At 71.0% G+C, this 20009-nt stretch carries 20 protein-coding genes; 1 reads left to right on the top strand and 19 read right to left on the bottom strand.

What is annotated here, in order from left to right; genetic code table 11:
- Window positions 1-107: 107 nt before the first annotated feature.
- From VK923_16395 to aspS, 19 genes are all read right to left on the bottom strand, one after another.
- The gene (locus tag VK923_16395) at window positions 108-1088 is read right to left on the bottom strand and encodes an aspartate carbamoyltransferase catalytic subunit (protein HSJ46257.1); all 981 of its coding nucleotides are present in this window, start codon (window positions 1086-1088) and stop codon (window positions 108-110) included.
- Window positions 1085-1666 carry a bifunctional pyr operon transcriptional regulator/uracil phosphoribosyltransferase PyrR gene (gene pyrR, locus VK923_16390; protein ID HSJ46256.1) on the bottom strand — a complete coding sequence of 194 codons (582 nt, stop codon included), beginning with the start codon at window positions 1664-1666 and terminating at the stop codon, window positions 1085-1087. Before pyrR ends, VK923_16395 begins: the two co-directional genes overlap by 4 nt.
- A 75-nt stretch (window positions 1667-1741) precedes the next feature.
- On the bottom strand, window positions 1742-1966 hold the full coding sequence (locus tag VK923_16385) for a hypothetical protein (protein HSJ46255.1): 225 nt from the start codon (window positions 1964-1966) through the stop codon (window positions 1742-1744).
- Between the two features lie 111 nt (window positions 1967-2077).
- Window positions 2078-2518, bottom strand: coding sequence for a transcription antitermination factor NusB (gene nusB / locus VK923_16380; GenBank protein HSJ46254.1), 441 nt, complete (start codon window positions 2516-2518; stop codon window positions 2078-2080).
- 48 nt (window positions 2519-2566) lie between these two features.
- Window positions 2567-3124, bottom strand: a complete 558-nt coding sequence (gene efp / locus VK923_16375) for an elongation factor P (GenBank protein HSJ46253.1) — start codon at window positions 3122-3124, stop codon at window positions 2567-2569.
- A 125-nt stretch (window positions 3125-3249) separates the two neighbouring features.
- The gene (locus VK923_16370) at window positions 3250-3690 is read right to left on the bottom strand and encodes a type II 3-dehydroquinate dehydratase (protein HSJ46252.1); all 441 of its coding nucleotides are present in this window, start codon (window positions 3688-3690) and stop codon (window positions 3250-3252) included.
- A 943-nt stretch (window positions 3691-4633) separates the two neighbouring features.
- The gene (gene aroB / locus VK923_16365; protein HSJ46251.1) at window positions 4634-5719 is read right to left on the bottom strand and encodes a 3-dehydroquinate synthase; all 1086 of its coding nucleotides are present in this window, start codon (window positions 5717-5719) and stop codon (window positions 4634-4636) included.
- A gap of 52 nt (window positions 5720-5771) precedes the next feature.
- A complete protein-coding gene (locus VK923_16360) occupies window positions 5772-6299 on the bottom strand; it encodes a shikimate kinase (GenBank protein ID HSJ46250.1) in 528 nt (175 codons plus the stop codon).
- Window positions 6296-7534 (bottom strand): chorismate synthase, encoded by a 1239-nt coding sequence (gene aroC, locus VK923_16355; protein HSJ46249.1) that lies wholly within the window; start codon window positions 7532-7534, stop codon window positions 6296-6298. The genes VK923_16360 and aroC overlap by 4 nt, the downstream gene beginning before the upstream one ends.
- 27 nt (window positions 7535-7561) lie before the next feature.
- A complete protein-coding gene (locus VK923_16350) occupies window positions 7562-8584 on the bottom strand; it encodes an EAL domain-containing protein (protein ID HSJ46248.1) in 1023 nt (340 codons plus the stop codon).
- Between the two features lie 391 nt (window positions 8585-8975).
- Window positions 8976-9773 (bottom strand): shikimate dehydrogenase, encoded by a 798-nt coding sequence (locus VK923_16345; GenBank protein ID HSJ46247.1) that lies wholly within the window; start codon window positions 9771-9773, stop codon window positions 8976-8978.
- A 42-nt stretch (window positions 9774-9815) separates the two neighbouring features.
- A complete protein-coding gene (gene mltG / locus VK923_16340; GenBank protein ID HSJ46246.1) occupies window positions 9816-10865 on the bottom strand; it encodes an endolytic transglycosylase MltG in 1050 nt (349 codons plus the stop codon).
- Between the two features lie 26 nt (window positions 10866-10891).
- Entirely contained in the window at window positions 10892-11326 is a 435-nt protein-coding gene (ruvX, locus tag VK923_16335; GenBank protein HSJ46245.1) for a Holliday junction resolvase RuvX, read from the bottom strand.
- Window positions 11327-13963, bottom strand: a complete 2637-nt coding sequence (alaS, locus tag VK923_16330) for an alanine--tRNA ligase (GenBank protein HSJ46244.1) — start codon at window positions 13961-13963, stop codon at window positions 11327-11329.
- Complete coding sequence (locus VK923_16325; protein ID HSJ46243.1) at window positions 13950-14213, bottom strand: hypothetical protein; 264 nt, start codon at window positions 14211-14213, stop codon at window positions 13950-13952. Before VK923_16325 ends, alaS begins: the two co-directional genes overlap by 14 nt.
- 55 nt (window positions 14214-14268) lie before the next feature.
- Window positions 14269-14703: a hypothetical protein gene (locus tag VK923_16320; protein HSJ46242.1), complete on the bottom strand. Its 435-nt coding sequence runs from the start codon at window positions 14701-14703 to the stop codon at window positions 14269-14271.
- Window positions 14704-14777: 74 nt separating this feature from the next.
- Complete coding sequence (locus tag VK923_16315; protein ID HSJ46241.1) at window positions 14778-15236, bottom strand: hypothetical protein; 459 nt, start codon at window positions 15234-15236, stop codon at window positions 14778-14780.
- A gap of 407 nt (window positions 15237-15643) precedes the next feature.
- On the bottom strand, window positions 15644-17032 hold the full coding sequence (locus tag VK923_16310) for a sugar transferase (GenBank protein HSJ46240.1): 1389 nt from the start codon (window positions 17030-17032) through the stop codon (window positions 15644-15646).
- Between the two features lie 169 nt (window positions 17033-17201).
- Window positions 17202-18980 (bottom strand): aspartate--tRNA ligase, encoded by a 1779-nt coding sequence (aspS, locus tag VK923_16305; GenBank protein ID HSJ46239.1) that lies wholly within the window; start codon window positions 18978-18980, stop codon window positions 17202-17204.
- A gap of 76 nt (window positions 18981-19056) precedes the next feature.
- Between aspS and VK923_16300 the strand changes: the two genes are divergently transcribed.
- Window positions 19057-19875 (top strand): UbiA family prenyltransferase, encoded by an 819-nt coding sequence (locus VK923_16300; protein ID HSJ46238.1) that lies wholly within the window; start codon window positions 19057-19059, stop codon window positions 19873-19875.
- Window positions 19876-20009 lie beyond the last annotated feature (134 nt).

Genomic DNA, 20009 nt, shown 5'->3' with positions numbered 1-20009 from the left:
GACCTACCGCTGACGCTGCCTGAGGTCACACAACGCGACCTACCGCCGACGCTGCCTGAGGTCACACAACGCGACCTACCGCCGACGCTGCCTGAGGTCATGTCCGCTCAACCGCCTTGGGTCGGATGGTCGCCCCCGAGCATCAGGTACAGGCAGCTCATGCGCACGGCGACGCCGTTGGCCACCTGCTGCGTGATCAGCGAGTTCGGCGCATCGGCCGCGTCGGCCGTCAACTCGATCCCGCGGTTCATCGGGCCAGGGTGCATGATCACGGCCTGGTCGGCCAGCTGGCCGAGTCGCCGGCGATCGACGCCCCACAGGCGTGCGTACTCGCGGATCGAGGGGATGAACTGCTCCTCCATCCGCTCGCGCTGGACCCGCAGCAGGTAGACCACGTCGGCCTTGCCCAGCACCGGGTCGGGATCGTGCGCGATGTCGACGCCCCAGTCCCCAGCCGCCATCGGCAGCAGGGTGGGCGGACCGATGAGTGTGACGCCGGCACCCATCGTGCGCAGCCCCTGCACGAGGCTGCGCGCCACACGAGAGTGCAGCACGTCGCCGACGACCGCGACGTGCAGGCCGCTCAGCGTGCCGAAGCGCTCACGGATCGTGAACAGGTCGAGAAGCGCCTGGGTCGGGTGCTGGTGGCGACCGTCACCCGCGTTCAACACATGCCCGTCGACCCAGCGCATCAGCTGCCACGGGGCACCGGAAGCGTGGTGGCGGATGACGATCGCGTCGACGCCCATCGCCTGCAGGGTCAGCGCCGTGTCCTTCAGCGATTCCCCCTTCGACACGCTCGAGCCCTTCGCCGAGAAGTTCAGCACGTCGGCCGACAGGCGCTTCGCGGCGATCTCGAAGCTGACCCGCGTGCGGGTGGAGTCCTCGTAGAACAGGTTGCACACGGTCCGACCACGCAGGGTCGGCACCTTCTTGATCGGACGGGTCGCGAGCTGCTCGAACGCGCGGGCGGTGTCGAGGACGGCGGTGATCGTGTCGGCGTCGAGCGCCGCCATGTCCAGCAGGTGGGTCAGCCCACGCCTGTGGGTGTCGGGCGGGTCGAGGACGATCGCGTCGGGTGTTGTCACTGCTGCGCCGTCCTGTGCTCGATGGACACGGCGTCGACGTCGTCGTGCTCCCGCAGCCGCACGCGTACGACCTCGTCGGCGGCCGTCGGCAGGTTCTTGCCCACGTAGTCCGCGCGGATCGGCAGCTCCCTGTGCCCACGGTCGACCAGCACCGCCAGCTCGATCGCGTCCGGCCGGCCCTGGTCGATGACCGCCTCCATCGCGGCGCGTACGGTCCGTCCCGTGTACAGGACGTCGTCCACCAGGATCACGGTGCGCCCGGCGGTGTCGACGGGGAAGTGCGTGCGTTCCAGGGGCCGGGGGCCGATGCGCGCATAGTCGTCGCGGTACAGCGACACGTCGAGCGCACCCACCGGCACGCGGACCTGCTCGATCTCCTCGATGTCGGTCACGAGGCGCCGTGCGAGCGGCGCACCGCGCGTGTGGACGCCCATGACCACGAGAGCATCCGCGCCCGAGTGGTGCTCGAGGATCTGGTGCGCCATGCGCCGCACCGCCCGACGGATCGCCTCCGCATCGAGGACCTCACGCGACAGGGGGTCGGGGGTCACGGCACCGGATGCACGCGCAGCCGTCATCGATCTCGACCTTTCTGGCCTCGCGGGACCAGGCTTAAAGGGCGTCGGCTTGAAGGTAGCAGGCGCCTCCTCCGGTCACAACGAACCCACACGGCGCGGCTCGGATGTCGGGAACTCATGCGCAGCAGCGGCGCGGACGGCCGCGAGCTTGCGATCGACGGATCCCGACGCCGTCTGGCGGCATGCTCGGCGCAGGGTCTGGCGGACCCACTCCGAGACGGTCATGCCGTGGCGCCGCGCCACTCGTCGGATGTCCTCGAGCTCCTCGTCGTCGAGCACGACCTGCAGACGTGTACTCATGCCATGCGTATGCTCGACCCACCTGTGAGCGTGTCCGACGATGCATCAGGTCGCGACCGGCGACCGCGCGTCTCACGAGATGTGTCCAGCGGATGCGGCCGCGCGGCCGGTTCAGCGGGAACGCACGTCAGTGGTCCCGCCGCGCATGGCGGTCACCCGGTCCTCGCTGCGGGCGACCTGCGCCAGCACGCCGTTGATGAAGCGGCCGGAGTCGGGCGTGGACAGCTCGTTGGCCAGCTCCACGGCCTCGTCGATCACCACGGCGACGGGGACGTCCGAGCCGATGAGCTCCCACAGCCCGACCCGCAGGAGGTTGCGGTCGACGATCGGCATGCGCTCGATGGTCCAGCCGCGGGCGTAGGCCTGGATGAGGCGGTCCAGCTCGGCCCGGGCGCCTGCGACCCCGGTGACGAGCGCGAGGGTGAACGGCGCGGGCGGGTCATCGGTCTCTCCGGACCGTGCGAGGACCTCGGCGGGATCGTCACCTCGCAGGTCCGCCTCGTACAGCAACGCGACCGCGCGCTGCCTGTCGGTGTGCCGGGATCCGCTCATGAGGTGTGCCTGCCGCTCACGCCGGAGGGGCGCGCATCACGTCGGTTCCTACGCCCGCGAACTGTAGGCCCTGGTGCGCGTGTCCACCCGGATCCGCTCGCCGGGGTTGATGAACAGCGGCACCTGGACGACCGCGCCAGTCTCGAGCGTGGCGGGCTTGGTGGCGCCCGACACGCGGTCGCCCTGGATGCCGGGCTCGGTCTCGGTGACGGTCAGGTCGACGCTGGCCGGCAGGTTCACGCCGACCACCTCGGAGTCGTGGAACACCAGCTCGATCGTGTCGCCCTCGACGAACCACAGCGCCGCGTCACCGATGGCCTCCTCGCTGACGTAGGTCTGCTCGAAGTGCCCAGTGTCCATGAACACGAGCTGCTGGCCCTCGCGGTACAGGTACTGCAGCTGCCGTCGGGTGAGGATGGCCTGCTCGACGTCTTCGCCGGCACGGAAGGTCCGGTCGACGGTCTTGCCGCTGCGCACCCCCTTCAGGGTCGTCCGGACGAAGGCGCCGCCCTTGCCCGGCTTGACGTGCTGGAAGTACTCGACGCGCCACAGCTCGCCGTCGAGGTTCAACGTCATGCCGTTCTTCAAGCTGTTGGTGGACACCATGGCAACTACCTCAGGTCGTGGATCGCGCGCCGTGGGCGCCGGGCCGGTGGTCCTGGCCTCGGGAGCGTGCCACCGCGCACGCGTGGACCGGCGGGCCCCCGTCCGGCGATGGCGCGAGTGTAGCGTCAGCGCCCGTCGGCACGGGACTCGACCAGCCGGCGGGCGGCAAGGATGGCCAGCTCGTAGCCGTACGGGCCGGCGCCGGTGATCGTCACGTCGACCACGGCGCTGACCACGCTGTGGTGGCGGAATGGCTCCCGCGCCGCTGTCTGGGACAGGTGCACCTCGACCGTCGGCAGGCCCACCAGGTCGATCGCGTCGCGCAACGCGTAGCTGTAGTGGGTGAGCGCGCCCGGGTTGATGACGACGGCGTCGGTGCCGTCCGTCCGCGCCCGGTGCAGCCGCTCGATGAGCGCGCCTTCGTACTCGGATGTGAACACGTCGACGTCGTGGTGGATCTGCTTGACGGTCGCGACGATGTCGGCGATCGTGGACGTGCCGTACACATCGGGGGCCCGGTGACCAAGCTGAGAGAGGTTCGGGCCGTTCACGAGCAGGATCCGCACGCTAGCTCCTGACGCTGACGTATCGCGGGATCGGCGCGTCATGCCGGTGGCCACCGACCACGGGGACGACGCATGAGTCGAGCGGGGGGCGCCAAGTGCGTCGCACCGCAGCGGTATGCGACGAGCACGATCCTTCGTCGGCCGGACCCGACATCGCTGCGCATCCTACGACCCGACGCGACACCGACGCGCTGAGGCAGGGCGGCGCGCAGCTGTGGCGCCTGCTGGACCTGCTCGTCGAGCAGGTCACACCTACGCTGCTGCACGACATCATCCGTCAGGTCGTCACCGTCGCCGACGCCGATGAGGTCGCGCTGTTCACGGGCGACGGCACGCCCTTGCTGATCGCCGCCCACGGTCCCCCCGGGTGGCCGCCGAGCAGGCCGACCTCGTCGACCGGCGGCTCGAGCGCGCGGCGGGGATGGGCCAGGTCATGGAGCTCGGCGGCGCGGACACGACACGCAGGAGCTCGATCCGGGCCCGGCGCGCGGCGCGTGGCCAGAGGCCTGACCGGCCGTCACGGACTGCGCGACCGCCACCGTCGAGCTCGTCGACGGCTCCGGGTGCACCGGGTGGCGGTCGACGGGGACGGTACCGCACCGGGTGAGACCGGTGCCGCTGGACCGGTGGTGCGCAGCCGACAGGGCGATCGCCCCCGGGATCGTGACCCAACTGCACGGCCAGCGTGGAAACGTGTCCGGCTTCCTGACGCTGGCCCGGCCCGGACCGGCGGTGCCCTGTCGCCGCAGATGGCGCAGACGATCGTGCTGGCACGCCAGGCGCAGCTCGCCCTGGCCAACGCCGTGCTGTACCACGGCGCCACCCACCAGCGCGACGGGGCACGCACGCTGACCCGCCTGATCAGTGCGCTGTCGACCAGCCTCGACACGGCCGCCGTGCTCGACACCTGCTGCGACGCCGCGACGTCGAGCGCCCACCGGCTTCAGGCGTCCCAGACGGCGGCGAGGGCCCGTTCGAGGACTGCACGGTCGGGCGCTGCTACGACGCTGGCGCTGCCGGCACGCTCGCACAGCACCAGGTGCAGCCCGTCGCGGACCTTCTTGTCGCGCGCCATTGTTGTGAAGACCGCGTCCGTGTCCAGCGGCGAACACGTCGTCGGCAGGCCCGAGCACTCGAGCAGGCCGACGGTCCGCTCCTCGAGCCCGTCCTCGCCGACGCCGGCGAGCTCGGCGACCCGGGCCGCGTACCGCATGCCGATGCCGACGGCCTCGCCGTGGCGGTAGCGCGCGTAGCCGGTCAGGGTCTCGAGGGCGTGGCCGAACGTGTGGCCGTAGTTGAGCAGTGCTCGCTCGCCGCGCTCGTGGGTGTCGGCGGCCACGAGCTCGGCCTTGACGGTGATGGCGCGGCGCACGAGGTCCACCAGCAGGTCGCCGGCCGGATCCAGGGCGGTCGCGGGATCCGTCTCGATCACGTCCAGGATCGCCGGGTCGCGGATGAAACCGCACTTGATGACCTCGGCCAGTCCCGCGCGCAGTTCGCGCACCGGCAGCGTGTCGAGCGCCGCGATGTCCGCCACGACCACCAGCGGCTGGTGGAACGCACCGACCAGGTTCTTTCCGGCGGCCAGGTTGATGGCGGTCTTGCCGCCGATCGCCGCGTCGACCTGTGCGAGCAGCGTGGTGGGCACCTGGATGACGTCGACGCCGCGGTGCCAGGTCGCCGCGAGGAACCCGCCGAGGTCGGTGACGACGCCGCCACCCACCGCGACCACCACGTCGCCTCGCGCCAACGGCAGAGACGCGAGCCAATCGTAGAGCCCGCCGAGCACGTCCAGGGACTTCGCCGGCTCACCGTCGGGGACGCAAATGGTGCGCACGTCGAGGCCGGCCGCCTGCAGGCCGGTCGCGACGGGGGCCGCGTGGCGCGCCTCGACGGGCGCCGTCGTGACCAACGCGGCCCGCCGCGCACCGGTGTCGGGCAGCCACGACTGCGCGTGCGCGAGCAGGCCGCGGCCGACGACCACATCGTAGGGCTCGGCCACGTCAACGCGGATCCGCTCACCGCTCATCGGGCGCACCACCGTCCGGATGCCACCGGGACTGCACCCGACCCGAGGCCGCTCATGCGTGCTCCCGCAGCCAGTCGGTGAGCAACCGCGTCGACTCCTCGACCGCGAGCCCGTCTGTGCACAGCACGGTCGTCGCAGCCGCGTCGTAGGCGGCGCGACGCTCCTCGAGCAGGCCACGCAGGACCGCGACAGGGTCGGCGTCGACCAGCAGCGGTCGATCCCCACGCAGCACCGACCTGCGCAGGCGCTGCGCAAGTGTCTCCGGCTCGGCGTAGAGCCAGACCACCTGGCCGGCGGCACGCATGCGGGCGACGTTGCGCTCGTCGAGCACGGCTCCCCCGCCGACTGACACCAGCGCGCCCGGCGTCGCGGTCGCCGCCTCGACGGCCGCGCGCTCGCGGCGGCGGAAGCCGAGCTCGCCCTCGCTGGCGAAGATGTCCGTGATCGTCCTGCCGGCGGTGCGTTCGACGAGGCGGTCGGTGTCGACGAAGGCGCGGCCCACCGCCGCGGCGGCGGTGCGCCCGACCCTTGTCTTGCCGGCGCCCATCAGCCCGATCAGGGTGACGACCCCGCCGGTCACGGCACGGACGTGACCGGCAGCCGCGCGAGGTACCGCTCGAGGTTGTCGCGCACCTCGCCGAGCGAGTCGCCTCCGGTCTTCTCGAGCAGCGCGCGGGCCACCTCGTGGGCGACGACCGCCTCAGCCACGACGCCGGCCCGCGGGACAGCACAGACGTCGGAACGCTGGGTGATCGCCACGGCGGCCTCGCCGGTCGTGGTGTCGACCGTGCGCAGCGGCTGGGTGAGGCTGGAGATCGGCTTCATCGTGGCACGCATCCGCAGCACGGCGCCCGTCGACATGCCGCCCTCGATGCCGCCAGCGCGGTCGGTCAGCCGCCGAACGGCACGACCCGACCAACCGCCGGCGCCACCCGAGGTCACGACGTCGTCGCCGGCGCTGGGCGCGATCTCGTCGTGCGCCTGCGACCCGGGCACGCGACCCAGGCGCAGGCCGTCGCCGATCTCGACCGCCTTCATGGCCTGCACGCTCATCAACGCCGCCGCCAGGCGGGTGTCAAGCTTGCGGTCCCAGTGAACGTGGCTGCCGAGGCCGGGCGGCACCCCGTAGACGAGCACCTCGATGACGCCGCCGAGCGTGTCACGCTGCGCCTTCGCCTCGTCGATCGCGGCCTGCATCCGTTTCGAGGCATCCGCGTCGGCACATCGGACGGGGTCGGCGTCGATGCGCTGCTGATCCCTCGGCTCAGCCGGGGCGAGGTCGGCGTCGACGGCGGCGCCACCGATCCGCACGACGTGGGACACGATGTCGATGCCGAGCGCGTCGAGCAGGCCGCGCGTGACGGCGGCCAGCCCGACCCGCATCGCCGTCTCCCGTGCGCTGGCGCGCTCCAGCACGTTGCGGGCATCGTCGAAGTGGTACTTCTGCATGCCGACCAGGTCGGCGTGGCCGGGCCGCGGCCGGGTGAGCGGGGTCCCGCGTCCGGTCGCCGCGACTGCGTCGGGGTCGTCGGGCGCGTCGACCGCCATCGCGTCCCGCCACTTCGGCCACTCGGTGTTGCGGATCACCAGCGCGACCGGCGAGCCCAGCGTCAGGCCGTGCCGGACGCCACCGAGGATCTCGAAGGTGTCGGTCTCGAAGCTCATGCGCGGCGACCGTCCATGGCCCGTCCGCCGCCGGGCCAGCTGCTGCGCGATCCTCTTGCGGTCCACCGGCACGCCGGCGGGCATCCCCTCGAGGATGCCGACGAGGGCGGGTCCATGGGACTCGCCGGCGGTGAGGTAACGCAAGCTCATGGCTCCAGCACGGTAGCAGCCTGCCGGCTACACCGGCGTGTCGGACGCGCCGACGCCACGCAGCAGGTCACGCACCCACGCGAGGCAGTCGACGTAGAGGGGCGCGAGCTGCTCGGCCGGGGCATCGAGCGCCGCGGCATGGTGCTGGACGGCCTGCCACTCGCCGTGCTCGTAGGCGCGCACCAGCGCGAGCACGTCGCGCAGCTCGCCGGAGCCGTGCAGGCACGCCTCGGCGAGCAGGGCCGGCAGCTGAATGCGCTCGAGCACAGCAGCGAGCGGCTCGCCCACCATCGCGTCCAGCAGCGAGCACAACCCCACGATGTAGCCGTCCTCCGGCCGCACGCGCGTCCCGGCGGCGAACCTCGCGGTGAGCTGCTCACAGAACCGTGCCCGGCTCAATGCCGTGTCACGCAGCGGGTGCGGGTGCCGCGCGCCCAGCCACAGCACGACCAGCAGTGTGACCGCCCAGGTCTCGCAGCCCAGGCGCGCGGCCTCGTCATGCTGCTCGGGCGTCTCGACCTTCTCGGCCAGCGTGGCCACTCCCGCGGCGCGGCACCGTTCGATCAGTGCAAGCCGCTCGTCGATGGTCGTGGCCGCGACGTCGAGCTTCACCACGTCGACGGCGTCGAGCAGCACCATCCTCGGATCGTCGACCACGACGTCGTCGAGTGCGACGCGGTAGCCGGCGGCGCGCAGCCGCCGGCACGCCGAGGCGACCTCGGCGTCGGGAGCGATCGTCTCGAGGATCTCAATGACGGCCAGCTCGGGCGGCAGCGTCTCGGCCACGCCGTCGAGCAGCTGGTCGCGGGTGAAGTTGATGTACGCGGGCAGGCCCTCGGTCAGGCTCCACACGACCATCTCGAGGAACGCCTGGCGGATGACGCGCGACGTCGTGCGCGAGTCCTCCGTGCCGCCCTGCCAGGTCTGCTCGCGCGGCGTCCGCCGCGCGAGCAGCTCGTAGGCGACGACCCGCGCGTCACGATCCAGGATCGGTTGGCGGGCGACCAGCAGGTTGGTCGCGCCCGTCGTCGATCCGTGCACGGTCGCCATCCCCCTGCACAGGGCCGGCGCCTCATCGAAGGCCGCCTACTTCTGGATCTCTTCACCTCGCACAGGATGAACCGTTTGTCCTCGAAGCGCATCGTGGCACAGCTGCGGCGATGTCGAGCACCGTGACCTTTCCGGCGACGGTGTCGTGCCGAGTGGTGGCGCACCCACCACTGTTGTCCTCCGCAACCAGCTGGCTCGCACGGATCGCGGGCGTCGAAGACCTCGAAGGTCGGACGCCTCCTCGCCCTCCTCCCCCATCGTCACGGTGGTGATCCTGACAGCACGGGTGAAGCCGAGGCGTCCGCCGCCCGCTGCGCCGCCTTCAGCGTGGCGGGCAGGCCTCGAGCTGGACCTCACCCTCAAGTTGGTCGGTGGCCGGTGCGTGGGCCGGCTAGGGTCGGACCGCCGCGTCCCGCATCGCCGACAGCGGAGCGGGCCGGCCAGTCCAGCGCTCGAACGCGGCACCCGCCTGGGCGACCAGCATCCCGAGCCCGTCCCACGCCGGGAGTCCACGTGCCCGTGCGTCCGCGACGAACTGGGTCTGCGACGGCCCGTAGACCAGGTCGAGGGCCGCCTGGCCGTCGTGCAGCTCGTGGTACCGCTGCGGCAGACGCTCACCGTGCATGCCCAGCGGCGTGGCGTTGACGATCAGCTGCGGCGTGGCGCGGGCAGGCAGCTCACCGGCGCCGGCATCCGACGCGACGCGCTGCACGTCGGCGGCTGGCGCCGCCCTGCGCGCCTCCACCCGCACCCTGGCACCGAGCCGCCCGAGCGCCACGGCGACCGCCCGCGCCGCCCCGCCCGCACCGAACAGCACGACGCCGGCGCCGGGCTCGAGCTCGACGTCGTCGACGAGGACGCGGTGCACACCGGCAGCGTCGGTGTTGTCGGCGAACCAGCGCCCCTCGTCGCGGAACAGCGTGTTGGCTGCACCGATGCGCTCCGCCTCGGACGTGCGCCGACGTACGTGCTCCCACACCGCACGCTTGTGGGGCACGGTGATGTTCGCACCGAGTGCGCCGAGCACGTCGAGGCCGTCGACGGCGGCGCGCGCGTCACGCACCGCACAGGCCACGTAGACCGCGTCGATCCCGCACGCCGCGAACGCCGCGGTGTGCAGCTGTGGGGACTTGCTGTGCGCCACCGGATCCCCGAGCAGGCACACCAGCGCCGTCGCGGCCGTGGTCATCGTGTGGTCATGTCCGACCACCCTCCCCCGGGCTTTCGGTGGTCACGCGGCGTCGGCGCAGTAGGACCCCTTCTGGGCCGCACGGAGCCGCCGGTACCGCGCCGCGTTGCGCCGGTGGTCGTCGAAGTTGTCGGTGAAGGCGTGCGCCCCCGTGTCGAAGTCACAGACGACGTAGAACGTGAAGTCCGTGTCGGCCGGGTTCGCGGCCGCATCGAGCGCCGCCATGCCGGGCGCGGCGATCGGCGTCGGCGGCAGCCCGACGTTCTCGTAGGTGTTCCACGGCGACCTGACGTCGGTGTCGCGGGTCAGCACGCGCGTGCCGGCTTCACCGCGCGCGTACTGCACGGTCGCGTCGATCTGCAGCGCCCGATCGGCGTCGAGTCGGTTCTGGATCACCGAGCTGACGGTCACCCGCTCCTTGGGGACCCGGACCTCCCGCTCGATGAGCGATCCGATGATCAGCGTCCGGTAGAAGCGCCGCTGACGGATGTCGAGGCTGCGCATCCGGTCGTCCGTCTCGACCACGAGCCGGTTGAGGAGCTCCTGCGGGTTGAGGTCGACGCGGAACTCGTACGTGTCGGGTGCGAGCAGGCCCTCGAACGGCTCGGCGTCCTTCGGTAGATCATTCGGCACCCATGCGGGCAGGGCCACGCCGGCCAGGGCGCGCCGCAGCTGCTTGACCCGGTAGGGGCTTGCGTCGGCGATGCGCTTCAGCGTCTGTTGGACCGTCAGGCCCTCGGGGATGGTGACCGTGGACGTCTCGACGACCTCGCCCTCGTCAGTCAGCGCGTCGAGGATCGCGTCGTTGTCCATGCCCGTGTGCAGCTCGTAGGTGCCCGGCTGGATCTGCTCCGCACGCGGATCCGTGCGCACCTTCACCTGGAAGCTCAACGCGTTGTCCACGACACCCGCGTCGACCAGGATGTCGCCCACCTCGGCGGCCGCGACGCCCTCGGGGATCTCGACGCTGACCACGTCACCGGTTCCGTCGTCCCCATCGCCGGAGCCGAACTGCAGCAGCGAGTAGACCAGGCCGCCCATGATCGACAACGTGAGGAGTCCGAAGACCTTCGAGCCGGTTGACAGGGCCATTGACGTCCTAGCTCCGCTGCGGCGCGTCATGCGGGTGCGTTCGCCTGCAACCACGACTGCAGGATGATCGCGGCGGCGACGCGGTCCCGCGCCGTCCTGCGCTGCTGGCGACGCCGTCCGGCGCCGATCAGCATGCGCTCGGCCTCGACCGAGCTCAGGCGCTCATCCCACAGGTGCACCGACGCATCGGTCGCGGTGCGCAGTGCGTCCGCGACACGACGCGCGCCGGCCGCGCCTGCCGTGTCCTTGCCCGACATCGCCCGCGGCAGGCCGATCACGATCGCGTCCGCACCGACCTCGGCGGCCACGCCCGCGATCGTCGCCGCGATCCGCCGGGGCCAGTCGTCGGCTGCGACGTCACCCGCGGGCAGCGTGTCGTAGGGGCTGGCGATCGACCGCGACGGGTCGGTCAGCGCGAGGCCGATCCGCACCGTGCCCAGGTCGACGCCGAGCGCCCGCATCTATGACAGGCTCCCGACCAGCTCGCGCGCCGTCCGCCGGCACACGTCCAGCGCCTCGGCCAGCGCACCGCCCTCACGACCGCCCGCCTGCGCGACCTCCCCGCGTCCACCGGCACCGCCGCCGACCACGCGGGCACCGGGCTGTAGGACCTCGCGGGCCTCGATGCCACGCGCGACCAGGCCCGCCGACACCGCGGCCACCAGCTGCGCCTTGCCGTCCTCGGTGACGTCGCCGAGCACGACGACCGATTCCCCGAGCCGCTGGCGCAGGTCGAGCGCCAGCGTCTTGAGGCCGTCGCGGTCCGCGCCCTGCACCGCCGCCGCCAGCACCTGGGCGCTGTTGACGCGCTCTGCGCCCTCGGTGAGGCTGCCGGCGGCCGCCAGCAGCGCCTGCTGGCGTACGCGCACAAGCTCCTTCTCTGCTGCTCGCAAGCGGTCGATGAGCCCAGCGACCCGTTCGACGACCTCGTCCGGGGACACCTTGAGCATCTGGGCGACCTGCTCAGCGACCAGGCGCTCTCGCGACAGGTGCGCGAGCGCCTCGGCGCCCGTCAGGGCCTCGATGCGGCGCAGGTTGGCGGCGATCGATCCCTCCGACAGGATCGAGAAGACCCCGATGTCGGGGGTGCGGTGCACGTGGGTGCCACCGCACAGCTCCGCCGAGAAGTCACCGATGCGCACGACCCGCACGATCTCGCCGTACTTCTCGCCGAACAGCGCGGTCGCGCCGATGCGGCGCGCGTCGGCGTGGCTCATGATCTCGGTGGTGATGTCCGGGCTCTGCGCGATGCGCCGGTTGACCCGTGCCTCGACCTGCTGCAGCTGGTCGGCCGAGACGGCGGAGAAGTGGGGGAAGTCGAAGCGGAACCGGCCGGCGTCGATGGCCGACCCCGCTTGCGCCGCGTGCTCGCCGAGCTCGTCCTTGAGCGTGGCGTGCAGGATGTGCGTCGCTGTGTGGCCCCGCGTGATCGCCGCTCGGCGCTCACGGTCGATGCGCGCGTGCGCGTCCTGTCCGACGGCCACCTCGCCCGCGTCGACCCGCGCGCGATGCACGATCAGCCCATCGAGCGGCTCGACGGTGTCGACGACCTGCAGGCGCCCGGTCGGTGTCTCGATGACGCCGTGATCGCCGAGCTGGCCGCCTCCCTCCGCGTAGAACGGCGTGACCGGCAGGACCACCTCGACCTCGTCGCCCTCCTGCGCGCGCTCGATGGTGCCGGCGCGGTCGAGCAGTGCCGCGACAGGCGCGTCAGCCTCGCTGCGGTCGTAGCCGACGAAGTCGACCGCGCTCTGCTGGGCCACCCTCCGGTACGCGTCGGTGTCCGGGCCCTCGCCGTCCTCGCGCCGCGCCGCCCTCCTGGCACGCTCACGCTGCGCCTCCATCTCGGCCGCGAACACATCACTGTCGAGGTCGAGGCCCTCCTCGGCGGCGATCTCCAGCGTCAGCTCGACCGGAAAGCCGTAGGTGTCGTGCAGCTTGAAGGCGGTCGACCCGGACAGCTTCTGCTCACCCCGCTGCTTCGTCTCGTCGATCGCGGTCGACAGCATGCCCATCCCGGTGCGCAGCGTCCGTCCGAAGCTGTCCTCCTCCGCCGCCGCGACCCGCGTGATCAGCTCGCGCTGGGTGACCAGCTCGGGCCACGCCGCGCCGAGCGTGTCGATGACCGAGACCACCATGTCGGGCAGCATCGGCTTGTCCGAGCCGAGCAGGCGCAGGTGGCGAACGGCGCGGCGCAGCAGGCGACGCAGGATGTAGCCACGGGCCTCGTTGGACGGCAGGACGCCGTCGGCGATCAGGAACGACGAGCTGCGCGCGTGGTCTGCGATCACCCGCAGGCTGATGTTTGACTTCTCCGCCGTGCCGTATCCCACGCCGGTCAGCTGCGACGCACGCTCCAGCATCGGGCGGATCACATCCGTCTCGAACACGTTCGCCACGCCCTGCAGCAGCATCGCCAGGCGCTCGAACCCGACGCCGGTGTCGACGTTCTTGCGAGGCAGTTCGCCGACGATGTTGCCGTCGTCGTCCTGTTCGAACTGCATGAACACCAGGTTCCAGAACTCGAGGAACCTCGTCTCGTCGACCACTGGACCACCGTCGGGACCGTGCTCGGGACCGCGGTCGAAGAAGATCTCGCTGCACGGACCGCAGGGGCCGGCGACGCCCATGTCCCAGTAGTTGTCATCCCGGCCGCGCCGCTGGATGCGCTCGGGGGGGATGTCGGTCAGCGACGCCCAGAGATCGAAGGCCTCAGCGTCCTCGTCGTAGACGGTCGCCCAGAGGCGCTCGGGATCGAATCCGAAGCCCTCGGTCGACAGCTGGTACGCCCACGGGATGATCTCGGCCTTGAAGTAGTCCCCGAAGCTGAAGTTGCCCAGCATCTCGAAGAAGGTCAGATGCCGCGTGGTGTGCCCGACGTTCTCGATGTCGTTCGTGCGCACCACCTTCTGGACACTGACCGCGCGCGGGTTGTCAGGGGTCGCCTCACCCAGGAAGTAGGGCTTGAATGGCACCATGCCCGCGACTGTGAGAAGCAACGTCGGGTCGCTGGGGATCAACGACGCCGATGGCCAGATCCGGTGGCCGCGCTCGGCGAAGAAGTCGAGGAACGTCCGACGGATCTCATCTGACCGCATCGTCGCCTCCTCCCCGTCCGTTCGTGTACTGCGTCCGCAGCTCCGCCTCGCGCTGTTCCGCTGCCCGACGGCCGACGTCGATGGCCTCCGCCAGGCGAGCACCGAAGCCACTCGCACGCTCACCGGCACGCGACACCAGCGCGTCGGGCGTCAGCCGCTGCCCGGCCCGCTCGACCTTGCGGATCGCCCACATGCCGACGGCCACGCCGGCGCCAAGGCCGACGACGGCGAAGAACATCCGAGAGAACATGGTGGATCCTTGCGTGGGTGCTGCGATCGTGCTCCGGTGGCTGTCGGTGACGCCGTCACGTCGCCTTGCGTGCCGCCTTTGCCGCCGCACGGGTGCCGGTCACGAACGCGATGCCCTTGATCAGCGGGTTCGCCACCGCCGCCTGCAGCACGCCGGCGACGCCCTCGGCCCGGTAGGAGATCTGCTGCACGCTGGCAACGATGGTATCGATCCGCGCCAGCTCCGTGTTCACGCCGGCCACCGTCTCGTTGATGCCACCGAGCAGCGGAATGGTCTCGTCGGTGATCTGCTTGACCGTCGTGGTCAGCTGCTGGACGGTCGTCACGAGGTTCACGAGCAGCGCGAGCACGCCGACCATCGCGGCACCGAACCCGACCGCGGCCACGATCGCGGCCACGCCGAAGAAGCTCGCACCGTAGGCGAGTCCGAGTCCCACGAACGCCGCCGCTATGACGACGACGATCAGGCCGATCATGAACGAGCTGCGCACGGATCTGTCCTTTGTGGCGTGACACGACGACGACCGCGGTCACGGCGTGGGTGGCGAGACCGCAGCCTAACCGGTCAGGCGCCAATCCGCGCATCGGCCAGCGGTCCGGCCGTCAGATCGTCGGCCGCGAGGCGCAGCGCCGGCTCGTCGGGATGCGTCAGCCACTGGCCGCGTGCCATGCGTCGCACGGCGCGTCGTGTCAGCAACGCGACGCCGTCGTCGTCGCAGTCCCACACCGCCCCCGCGCCGGCCCGCAGCCAGTCCGCGCCGCGCAGCGGGCCGCCGAGGCACACGACCAGGGCCGGCGCGACCTCGAGCACGCCGTCAAGTGGCGGATCGGCGTCGACGACCACGCCCACGTCGGGTCGGTACCAGCGGCCCGCATAGGGAACGATCAGCTCGGTGCTGACCAGACCGCCGAGCGCATGCGCGGCGGGCCGAAGCGTCCGTGCGATCCGCGCAGCGCGCTGTCGCCGTTCGCCGTGGCGGCGCCAGGACGTGCCATAGATCGGTTCGTCCGGATGCGGTCCCACCACACTGCCTCCTCGTGCAACGTGGTGTTATCTTATGATCTTTTTTGCGTCTGAGTGGCGATTCGGCCGGATCTGTGGATCCCGCGATCCGGCGCCGGATCGCCGCGGCGCGCGTGCACGCGGCACGTCAGCGTGGCGTCGGCGACGGTGAACGCGGGCGGACGAGGCGGTGCACACAGCGATGCGGTGACGGCACCCGCCCGAACGCCAGCCTCCGCATAGACCACGAGGCCCAGCGACCGCTCACCGCCGTTGACGGCGGCCGTCGACGAGCCGCCCGGCAACGCCCTGCCGCGCAGGTCACCTGGTCCTCGAAGCCGTAGGACATGCCGACGTCCTGCTCCTCACGGGTGTTGGTCGCCGGGGCTGGCAGGGCTGGCGGTCGGTGCCACCACCTGCGGTGGCTGCTACATGCGGCGGGTGACCATGACCCAGATCGTGCGGAGTTGGATCTGCAGGTCCAGGACGGGCGACCAGTTCACGAGGTACTGCAGGTCGTAGCCCAGCTTGTACTCGGGATCGGTGTGGTACCGCCCGTGGACCTGTGCCAGGCCCGTGAGCCCCGGCGGGATCTCGTGACGGCGGTCGTAACCAGGGATGACTTGTTCGAACTGGGCAGTCAACTCCGGCCGTTCAGGCCGGGGCCCGACGATCGACATGTCCCCCCGCATCACGTTCCACAGGTTCGGCAGCTCGTCGAGGCGCGTGTTCCGCAACCACCGCAGGGCCGGGACAACGCGTGCGTCATCATTGGCGGCGAGCACCGGCAGGCCGGAGGCCTCGGCGTCGGTGGACATCGTGCGGAACTTGACCATGTCGAACAGACGGCTGTTCATCCCGACCCGGCGCTGCCAGAAGAACACCGGTCGCCCAGCCGTCACGAGCACGTAGACGCCGATCAGCGCGATGCCCCCCACCCACACCGGCAGCAGGATGAGCAGCTCGAGCAGCTCGAGCGTGCGCTTGAAGCGCGCTCGCGAGGACGGCAGCGCAGACCCGCCGAGGACGACGAACGGCAGGCCGGCGACCTCGCGGACCCCGCTGAGGCCGAGCAACGTGTCCTGCGCGGAGATCCGACGCAGCACGTTGACACCCAGCGTCTCGAAGGTGGACAGCGGTTCGGGATACGCGTCGTCGATCAGCCGGGCGGTGACCACCAGCACGTCGGTCGCGGCGGTCTCCTGCTGCAGCGTGAGCAGGTCCGCGACGGTGGTCGTCGTCCCGACGATGCGGGCGGTGCCGCGGACCTCGTCGATGTGCTCACAGGCCAGGTTCACGTCATCGGGCACACCGAGCAGCAGCACACGCGGAAGCCCTTCACGGCGACCGCGGAGCGTCCGCGAGATGCGCCTGTTGGCAGCCATGCCCAGCGATACCAGCACGGGAACCAGCAGCAGGTTCGGGCGGGGCACGACGTAGTTCTGGGTGAACAACTGGACGAGCGCGACCAGGAGCATCCCCCCGATCGCCATGCTGACGATCCGCGGCAGGACCGGCCGGCTACCCAGGCGCTGCTCACGCTCGTACAGGCCGCTGAAGTAGAAGCTGACGAAGTGCAGCGCCACGACCAGCGTGTAGCCGACGACGTACTCGCCGACGGGACGCCACCCCGTCGGGATGTTGAACACCCAGCGCAGCAGCATCGGGATCACGAGCGCAGCGACGATGACAGCAGCGTCCGCCGCCATCAACAGTCGGAACCCGTGCGCATTCAGCCGACCCAGCAGTGGCAGGTCGGCGCGACGGTCCACGCGCACGTCGTCGTGCTGTGGCCTCATGCCGCGAGTTGCACTCATCAACGATCCAGTATGGCGCACCTGGTGTCAGACAGACATCGTTCCATGCGACGTCGTGCTTCTGTCCGGCGGAGGCGTCCCTGGGCCGTTGGGACTCGAGCGCCAACGAGGCGATCAAGCTCGCCGAACCACGGCCTCGCGAAGTTCCACGTGCGCGTTCGACGGGATCTCAGCGCGTCGGACGCACCCGTAGCCCGAGCGACCGCAACTGGTCGGCGTCGACGGTCGACGGCGCGCCGGTCAACACGTCTGCTCCGGTCTGCGTCTTGGGGAACGTGATCACGTCCCGGATCGATTCCTCCCCCGCCAGCAGCATCACCAGCCGGTCGAGGCCGAAGGCGATGCCACCATGTGGTGGTGCGCCGTAGGCGAACGCGTCGAGGAGAAACCCGAAGCGGTCCGCCGCCGTGTCGGCATCGATGCCCAGGACTCTGAACAGCCGCTGCTGGACCTCGGCGTTGTTGATCCGTATCGAGCCGCCGCCGATCTCCATGCCGTTGAGCACGATGTCGTAGGCACGCGCAGCCATCCGACCCGGCTCACTGTCCATCAGGTCGAGCGACGCATCGGTCGGCGCGGTGAACGGGTGATGGACGGCGTCCCAGCGCTGCTCCGTGTCGTTCCACTCCACGACCGGCGGCTCCGTGATCCAGACGAACTCCCAGCGATCGGGCGGGATGAGCTCGTTGTCACGCGCCAGCGCGCGCCGCACCGCGCCCATCAGCTCCTGAGTCGCCCGCTCGGGCCCGGCGCCGAAGAACAGGGCGTCACCAGGTGCCGCAGCGGTGGCGTCCAGCAGCGCCGAGGTCTCGGTCTCGCGCATGTGCTTGGCCAGCGGGCTGCGCAGCGTGCCGTCGTCGTTGACGACGGCCCACGCCAGCCCCTTCGCACCCCGTGCCCTGGCGAAGTCGACCCAGCCGTCGAGCTGCTTGCGCGTCAGCGCGCCAGCGTCAGGCAGGCGGACTGCGATCACCGTGCCGCCGGCACCCAGCGCCCCGGCGAACACGCCGACCTCGGTGTCGGCGAAGACCTCGCGCAGGTCGACCAGCTCCAGGCCGATCCGCAGATCCGGCCGGTCCGAGCCGAACCGAGCCATCGCCTCGGCGTAGGTCATCCTCGTGAACGGTGGATCGAGCTTGACGTCGAGCACCCGTGCCCAGATGGTCGTCAGCAGCTCCTCGACCAGTGCGTAGACGTCCTCCTCGTCGATGAAGCTGGCCTCGAGGTCGAGCTGGGTGAACTCCGGCTGCCGATCGGCCCGGAAGTCCTCGTCACGGAAGCAACGCGCGATCTGGTAGTAGCGCTCGACACCAGCAACCATCAGCAGCTGCTTGAACAACTGAGGCGACTGGGGCAGCGCGTAGAACTCCCCGGACCGCATGCGCGACGGCACGAGGAAGTCGCGGGCGCCTTCGGGCGTCGACCGCGTCAGCAGCGGGGTCTCGACGTCGACGAAGCCGTGCGCCTGCATCACCTCACGGATCACCGCCGTCGTCTCCGCGCGCATGTACAGCGCGCGCGCGAGTGGTGCCCGGCGCAGGTCCAGGTACCGGTAGCGAAGGCGCATCAGCTCGTCGACCTCGACGCGGTCGTCGATGGGGAACGGCGGCGTGTCGGCGGCGGCGAGCACCTCCAGTCGCGAAGCTGCGACCTCGATGTCACCCGTGTCGAGCCTGTCGTTGACCATGCCCTCGGGCCGCAGACGGACCGTGCCCTGGACAGCGACCACGTACTCACTGCGGACGTGATGGGCGGACTGGAGGGCCTCGTCGGCCTCCGGGTCGGCCACGACCTGGACCACGCCCGTGCGGTCACGCAGGTCGAGGAACGCCACGCCACCGTGATCGCGCCTGCGGGCCACCCAGCCGGCGAGCACGACTGCGGTACCGTCGTCGCTCGCCCGCAGTGTTCCCGCACCGTGGGTCCGCATTGCTCCGTAGGGGGTCACCGAATGATCCTTGTGTGTGCTGCGCCGCATGGGCGGTGACTGGGGAGATACGCCTAGACGGAGGGCGCAGCGACCCATGCTACGCCGCCTCGGACCACTGCTGCGTGCGGCCCATCCCGAGCCGTCGGCCGCGGTGACGCTGGCGGCGACCGCGCTCGCGGTCGGTGCCGGTCTCGGTGCCCGGTCGGCTCTCGTCATGCTGGCTGTGGGCAGCGGACAGCTGTCGATCGGCTGGAGCAACGACTGGCTCGACCGGCACAGGGACCGTGCCGGACACCGTCTCGACAAGCCCGTCGCGCAGCACGAGGTCGCTCCGCGGACGGTCCTCGGGGCCGCGCTCAGCGCGCTCATCGTCTGCGTCGCAGCGTCGTTCGCGCTCGGCGTCGTGGCCGCGGTCGTGCACCTCACCGGCGTCGCCGCCGGCTGGATCTACAACGTCGTGGCGAAACGGAGCGCGTTCAGCATCGTGCCGTGGATGGTGGCGTTCGGTCTCCTGCCTGCCGTCGTGACCCTGACCGAGCCGCTCGGCCGCTGGCCGGCGTGGTGGATCATGGCCGCCGGCGCGGTGCTCGGCGGTGGTGCCCACCTCGCGAACGCGATCCCCGATCTCGAGCATGACCGGGCGACCGGCGTCGAGGGACTCCCGCACCGGCTCGGCCGTCGCCGGGCGCTCTGGTTCGCGACCATCCTCGTGGCCACCGGCGTCGCGCTGGTCACGTACGGCGCGACGTCCCGCGCGGCGGCGACGCTGATCGGGGTCTCCGGTGCGATCGGACTCGCGTGGATCGTCGCGGCAACGCTGCGTGGCCGCGACCGCGCGGCCTTCCGCGGTGTCGTCGCCCTGCTGCTCCTCCTGACGTTCGGGGTGGTGCTCAGCGGGGCGGCCCTGGCATGAGATGCAGCGTTGTCCGTGACTGTCGAGGCGGTGGACAGACGTCGGGTGGGGTGCGCAGTCCAGCTCTGCCACGAACGTCGCTCACCACCCCGAACCTCGCGACCGAAGGTGGTGCAGCGAACTTCGGGGTGGTC

It is taken from the genome of Euzebyales bacterium (genome assembly GCA_035461305.1).
Lineage (GTDB): Bacteria > Actinomycetota > Nitriliruptoria > Euzebyales > JAHELV01 > JAHELV01.
This window is presented reverse-complemented; position numbering and strand designations above follow the sequence as displayed.

What these genes read in the sequence shown, in the direction of transcription:
- efp (HSJ46253.1), bottom strand. Translation starts at nt 3,124, where the DNA reads ATGGTGTCCACCAACAGCTTGAAGAACGGCATGACGTTGAACCTCGAC.
- nusB (HSJ46254.1), bottom strand. Translation starts at nt 2,518, where the DNA reads ATGAGCGGATCCCGGCACACCGACAGGCAGCGCGCGGTCGCGTTGCTG.
- aroC (HSJ46249.1), bottom strand. Translation starts at nt 7,534, where the DNA reads ATGAGCTTGCGTTACCTCACCGCCGGCGAGTCCCATGGACCCGCCCTC.
- VK923_16325 (HSJ46243.1), bottom strand. Translation starts at nt 14,213, where the DNA reads ATGTTCTCTCGGATGTTCTTCGCCGTCGTCGGCCTTGGCGCCGGCGTG.
- VK923_16350 (HSJ46248.1), bottom strand. Translation starts at nt 8,584, where the DNA reads ATGGCGACCGTGCACGGATCGACGACGGGCGCGACCAACCTGCTGGTC.
- ruvX (HSJ46245.1), bottom strand. Translation starts at nt 11,326, where the DNA reads ATGCGGGCGCTCGGCGTCGACCTGGGCACGGTGCGGATCGGCCTCGCG.
- VK923_16345 (HSJ46247.1), bottom strand. Translation starts at nt 9,773, where the DNA reads ATGACCACGGCCGCGACGGCGCTGGTGTGCCTGCTCGGGGATCCGGTG.
- VK923_16310 (HSJ46240.1), bottom strand. Translation starts at nt 17,032, where the DNA reads ATGAGTGCAACTCGCGGCATGAGGCCACAGCACGACGACGTGCGCGTG.
- mltG (HSJ46246.1), bottom strand. Translation starts at nt 10,865, where the DNA reads ATGGCCCTGTCAACCGGCTCGAAGGTCTTCGGACTCCTCACGTTGTCG.
- VK923_16300 (HSJ46238.1), top strand. Translation starts at nt 19,057, where the DNA reads ATGCTACGCCGCCTCGGACCACTGCTGCGTGCGGCCCATCCCGAGCCG.
- alaS (HSJ46244.1), bottom strand. Translation starts at nt 13,963, where the DNA reads ATGCGGTCAGATGAGATCCGTCGGACGTTCCTCGACTTCTTCGCCGAG.
- VK923_16385 (HSJ46255.1), bottom strand. Translation starts at nt 1,966, where the DNA reads ATGAGTACACGTCTGCAGGTCGTGCTCGACGACGAGGAGCTCGAGGAC.
- aroB (HSJ46251.1), bottom strand. Translation starts at nt 5,719, where the DNA reads ATGAGCGGTGAGCGGATCCGCGTTGACGTGGCCGAGCCCTACGATGTG.
- pyrR (HSJ46256.1), bottom strand. Translation starts at nt 1,666, where the DNA reads ATGACGGCTGCGCGTGCATCCGGTGCCGTGACCCCCGACCCCCTGTCG.